This is a genomic window from Streptomyces sp. NPDC054841 (assembly GCF_053611045.1).
On sequence record NZ_JBSGZO010000490.1, the window covers coordinates 1 to 6,058 of the forward strand.

Genomic DNA, 6,058 nt, shown 5'->3' on the forward strand with positions numbered 1-6,058 from the left:
TCGGTCGCCGCGGCCGCGGCGATGGTGGCCGCGGCCGAAGCGGCCGCCGGGCGCGGCCAGGTGGCCATGGTGGGCTTCAACTACCGGCGGGTGCCCGCGATCGCGTACGCCCGCCGGCTGATCGCCGCCGGCCGGCTCGGCGCCCTGCGCCACGTACGGATCACCTATCTGCAGGACTGGCTCGTCGACCCGGACTTCCCGCTCACCTGGCGGCTGGAGCGTGAGCACGCCGGATCCGGGGCGCTCGGGGACCTCGGGGCGCATGCCGTGGACCTCGCGCAGTATCTGGCGGGGGAGCCGCTGGTGGGTGTGTCGGCGCTCACCGAGACCTTCGTCCGGGAGCGGCCGCTGCTCGCGGGGGCGTCGACGGGCCTGTCGGCGGCCGGAGCGGACGGGCGCGGGCAGGTCACCGTCGACGACGCGGCCCTGTTCACGGGGCGGCTCGCCTCCGGGGCGCTCGCCTCCTTCGAGGCGACCCGGATGGCCGCCGGCCGCAAGAACGCGCTTCGGCTGGAGATCAACGGGGAGCGCGGCTCGCTCGCCTTCGATCTGGAGCGGCTCAACGAATTGTCCTTCCACGACCACACCGAGCCCGCCTCCTCGGCCGGCTTCCGGCGGATTCTCGTCACCGAGCCGGACCACCCGTATCTGGCGGCATGGTGGCCGCCCGGCCACGCGCTCGGCTACGAGCACACCTTCACCCACCAGGCGCGCGACCTGGTGAACGCCATCGCCGACGGCACCGGCCCGACGCCGTCGTTCGCCGACGGGCTGCAGGTGCAGCGGGTGCTCGCGGCGGTGGAGGAGAGCGCGGAGAAGAACGCCGTCTACACACCCGTCCCCGTCTGAGGAGGTCCTCGCCGTGCCACGTCCCTTCACCCTCTTCACCGGCCAGTGGGCCGACCTTCCGCTGGAGGAGGTCTGCCGGCTGGCCCGCGACTTCGGCTACGACGGCCTCGAACTCGCCTGCTGGGGAGACCATTTCGAGGTCGACAAGGCCCTCGCCGACCCCTCCTACCTGGACGGGCGGCGCGCCCTGCTCGACAAGTACGGACTGAAGTGCTGGGCGGTCTCCAACCATCTCGTGGGGCAGGCCGTCTGCGACAACCCGATCGACGAGCGGCACAAGGCGATCGTGCCCGCCCGGATCTGGGGCGACGGAGAGCCGGAAGGCGTACGGCAGCGGGCGGCACGCGAACTGCAGGACACCGCACGCGCCGCGGCCGCCTTCGGCGTGCGCACCGTCATCGGCTTCACCGGTTCCTCGATCTGGCATCTCGTCGCCATGTTCCCTCCGGTACCGGAGCGGATGATCGAGCGCGGCTACGAGGACTTCGCCGAGCGGTGGAACCCGATCCTCGATGTCTTCGACGCGGAGGGCGTGCGCTTCGCCCACGAGGTCCATCCCAGCGAGATCGCATACGACTACTGGACCACGCACCGGGCGCTGGAAGCCGTCGGCCACCGTCCGGCGTTCGGGCTGAACTTCGATCCCAGCCACTTCGTCTGGCAGGACCTCGACCCGGTCGGCTTCCTCTACGACTTCCGGGACCGGATCTACCACGTCGACTGCAAGGAGGCACGCAAGCGTCTCGACGGCCGCAACGGGCGGCTCGGCTCGCACCTTCCGTGGGGCGATCCGCGGCGCGGCTGGGACTTCGTCTCGGCCGGGCACGGTGACGTGCCCTGGGAGGACGTGTTCCGGATGCTGCGGTCGATCGGCTACGACGGCCCCGTATCGGTCGAGTGGGAGGACGCCGCTATGGACCGGCTGACGGGCGCACCGGAAGCGCTTGCCACCCTGAAGAGGTACGACTTCGATCCGCCGTCGGCCTCGTTCGACGCGGCCTTCGGAGGCGACGACTAGCCGCTTTCACCGGTATCACCGCAGGCCGGAGCCCGGTGGCGGCAGCCGTCACCGGGCCGGTCCGGCCTGCCCCGGCACGGCTTTGTCCTGCCGCGGGAGAAAGTTCAACTTCCTTGCTGCGCAAGGGCTTTCGGCCCAGGACGAACACGGCTACGGTCCCTGAGGTGTACAGGACATAGCCCTCAACCCGACCAGCGATTCGACCAGCGATTCGACCAGCGATTCGACCAGCGTGAACGGCGCACGCCGGTCCCCGGACTCTCCGCGGCCACTTCGCGCGCGGAGCCGCACGGCAGCACCCGCTCGTACGACCGGCTACTTCCGGAGGACACACGTGCACAGAAAACGGCCCGGAGCAGGCAGAGTCCGTTCGGGACTCGCGCTCCTCACCGCCGGCCTTCTCGCCGCCACCTCGCTCGCCCTCGCCGCCCCCGTCGGGGCTGTGATGCCCGCGCACGACGCGCCTGCCGCCGAGCCGGCGGCCGAGGAGTTCCAGCAGGTCACGCTCGCGAAGGGCGAGCCCGAGGTCGGCGAGCCCATGTCGCTCGCCGTCCTGCCCGACCGCAGTGTGCTGCACACCTCGCGCGACGGCGAGCTGCGGATGACCGACGCCGCGGGAACGACCCGCGTCATCGGCACCATCCCCGTCTACGCGCACGACGAGGAAGGCCTCCAGGGCGTCGGCATCGACACGGAGTTCAGCCAGAACCGGGCGATCTACCTCTACTACGCGCCCCCGCTGGACACGCCCGCCGGCGACGCCCCCAACGAGGGCACCGCCGCCGACTTCGCCAAGTACGACGGCGTCAACCGGCTCTCCCGCTTCGTCCTCAAGGCCGACGGGACCCTGGACAACGCGAGCGAGAAGAAGGTCATCGACATCCCCGCCACCCGTGGCATCTGCTGCCACGTCGGCGGAGACATCGACTTCGACGCACAGGGCAACCTGTATCTGTCGACCGGGGACGACTCCAACCCGTTCGCCTCGGACGGCTTCACGCCCATCGACGAGCGGCCCGGCCGCAACCCCGCGTACGACGCCCGCCGCACCTCGGGCAACACCGACGACCTGCGCGGAAAGATCCTCCGCATCAAGGTCGCCGACGACGGCTCGTACACCGTCCCCGACGGCAATCTCTTCGCCCCGGGCACGGAGAAGACCCGCCCCGAGATCTACGCGATGGGCTTCCGCAACCCGTTCCGCTTCAGCGTCGACAAGAAGACGGGTGTGCTGTACGTCGGCGACTACGGGCCGGACGCCGGTGCGGCCGACCCCAAGCGCGGTCCGGCCGGACAGGTCGAGTTCGCCCGGATCACCAAGCCCGGCAACTTCGGCTGGCCCTTCTGCACCGGCAAGAACGACGCCTATGTCGACTACGACTTCGCGACGAAGGCGTCCGGAGCCACCTTTGACTGCGCGGCTCCGAAGAACGACTCACCGCACAACACCGGCCTCGTCGACCTGCCGCCCGCCCAGCCCGCCTGGATCCCGTACGACGGCGGATCCGTGCCCGAGTTCGGCACCGGCTCCGAGTCGCCGATGGGCGGGCCGGTCTACCACTACGACGCGGCCCTCGACTCCCCGGTGAAGTTCCCCGAGGCGTACGACGGCGACTTCTTCGCCGGCGAGTTCGGCCGTCGCTGGATCAAGCGCATCGAGCACGGCGCCGACGGTACCGTCCAGTCCATCAACCCCGTCCCGTGGACCGGGACACAGATCATGGACATGTCGTTCGGTCCTGACGGGGCGCTGTACGTCCTCGACTACGGCACCGCCTGGTTCGGCGGCAACGAGCACTCCGCGCTCTACCGCATCGAGAACGCCACCGACGGGCACTCCCCGGTAGCCGAGGCCGCCGTGAACAAGACGTCCGGCAAGGCCCCGCTGCGGGTCGCCTTCTCCTCGGCCGGCACGACCGACGCCGACGGGGACGCGCTCACCTACAGCTGGAACTTCGGCGACGGCGGCACCTCCACGGCCGCCAACCCGGCGTACACGTACCAGAAGAACGGCACGTACACGGCGACGGTGACCGCGAAGGACACGACCGGGCGCACCGGCTCCGCCAGCGTCCAGGTCGTCGTCGGCAACACCGCGCCCAAGGTCACCCTGCAACTGCCCGCCGAGGGAGCGCTGTTCAGCTTCGGCGACGAGATCCCGTTCAAGGTGACCGTCACGGACCCCGAGGACAGCGCGGCCGGCACGATCGACTGCGCCAAGGTGAAGGTGACGTACGTCCTCGGCCATGACAGCCATGGCCACCCCGTGACGTCGGCGAACGGCTGCACCGGGACCATCAAGACGTCCGCGGACGGCGGCCACGACCCGAACGCGAACATCTTCGGAGTCTTCGACGCCGAGTACACGGACGGCGGAGGCGGCGGCCAGGCCGCGCTCACCAGCCACGACCAGGCGCAGCTGCAGCCGCGCCACCGGCAGGCCGAGCACTTCACCGGCCAGTCCGGAGTGAGTGTCATCAACAAGACGCCCGCCAACGGAGGCAAGACCGTGGGCGACATCGACGACGGAGACTGGATCTCCTTCAAGCCCTACAACCTGACCGGATCCACCAAGCTCACCGCCCGTGTCTCCTCCGGTGGCGCCGGCGGCTTCCTCGAAGTGCGTACGGGTTCGGCGACCGGCACCCTGCTCGGCTCGGCGCCGGTCCCGGTGACCGGCGGCTGGGAGACCTTCCAGAACGTCGACGTCCCGCTGCGCGCCGTACCGAAGAAGACCACCGAGCTGTTCCTGGTCTTCAAGGGCGGGGCGGGAGCGCTCTACGACGTGGACGACTTCGAGCTCTCCAGCACGCCCGTCGACCGGACCGCCAAGCGGGTCCTCGTCTTCTCCAGGACGGCCGGATTCCGCCACGACTCCATCCCGACGGGTGTCGCGGCGCTGAAGGAGCTCGGGCAGACCAGCAACATCACGGTCGACGCCACGGAGGAGGCCGCCCAGTTCACGACGAACAACCTCGCCCGGTACGACGCCGTGGTGTTCCTGTCGACCACCGGTGATGTGCTGAACGCCGAGCAGCAGAAGGCGTTCGAGAACTATGTCGCCACCGGCGGCGGCTACATGGGCGTCCACGCGGCCGCCGACACCGAGTACGACTGGGAGTTCTACGGCGGACTCGTCGGCGCGTACTTCCACTCGCACCCGCAGATCCAGAAGGCGACGGTACGGGTCGAGGACCACGACCACCCGGCGACCTCCCACCTCGACGAGGCGTGGGAGCGCACCGACGAGTGGTACAACTACCGCACCAACCCGCGCGGTCAGGCCCGCGTCCTCGCCACCCTCGACGAGACCACCTATCAGGGCGGCACCATGAAGGGCGACCACCCGATCGCCTGGTGCCGGACCTATCAGGGCGGCCGCGCCTTCTACACCGGCGGCGGACACACCAAGGAGTCCTACGCCGAACCGGCCTTCCGGCAGCATCTGCTGGGCGGACTGCGCTACGCCGCCGGGCAGGTCAACGCCGACTGCAGGCCGCAGACCGGCTACCGGGACCTGTTCAACGGCCACACGCTGGAGGGCTGGAAGCAGGCGGGGCCCGGGAAGTTCAACGTCGTGGACGGTGAGCTCCGGTCCGAGGGCGGCATGGGCATGCTCTGGTACCAGGCCAAGGAGCTGAAGTCCTACTCGCTCAAGCTCGACTGGAAGATGGCGGGCGACGACAACTCCGGAGTCTTCGTGGGCTTCCCGGCCTCCGACGACCCCTGGTCCGCGGTGAACAACGGCTACGAGGTGCAGATCGACGCCACCGACGCCGCCGACCGCACCACCGGCGCCGTCTACGGCTTCAAGTCGGCTGACCTCCAGGCCCGCGACCGGGTGCTGCGGCCGCCCGGCCAGTGGAACAGCTACGAGATCAAGGTCCAGGGTGAGCGGCTCCAGGTCTTCCTCAACGGCGTGAAGATCAACGACTTCACCAACACCGACCCGGTGCGCAGCCTGAAGGACGGCTACATCGGCATCCAGAACCACGGGGCCGACGACCAGGTCTCCTTCCGGAACGTCCAGCTCAAGGAGCTGCTCTCCTCTTCGTAGGGCGGCCCCTGCCGGACTCCGCAAGCCGGCGGCGGGGGGGGGGACCCCCGAACCCCCCCCCCCCGCCCCCCCCACGGAGAGCACGGGGGCAGCCCGGGCGCACAGGGAAGAATAGGTGTGGGTGACCCGGGGGT

The 6,058-nt window shown here is 70.0% G+C and carries 3 protein-coding genes; all 3 read left to right on the forward strand.

All coding sequences use genetic code 11. The annotated features are described in order from the left end of the window. Positions 1-849 (forward strand): Gfo/Idh/MocA family protein (locus ACWGI8_RS37425; protein ID WP_453667896.1); only part of this gene is annotated, 849 nt, incomplete at its 5' end. A 13-nt stretch (positions 850-862) separates the two neighbouring features. After that, complete coding sequence (locus tag ACWGI8_RS37430) at positions 863-1,867, forward strand: sugar phosphate isomerase/epimerase family protein (protein ID WP_453667897.1); 1,005 nt, start codon at positions 863-865, stop codon at positions 1,865-1,867. A gap of 334 nt (positions 1,868-2,201) precedes the next feature. Continuing rightward, the gene (locus tag ACWGI8_RS37435) at positions 2,202-5,924 is read left to right on the forward strand and encodes a ThuA domain-containing protein (protein WP_453667898.1); all 3,723 of its coding nucleotides are present in this window, start codon (positions 2,202-2,204) and stop codon (positions 5,922-5,924) included. Positions 5,925-6,058: the final 134 nt, after the last annotated feature.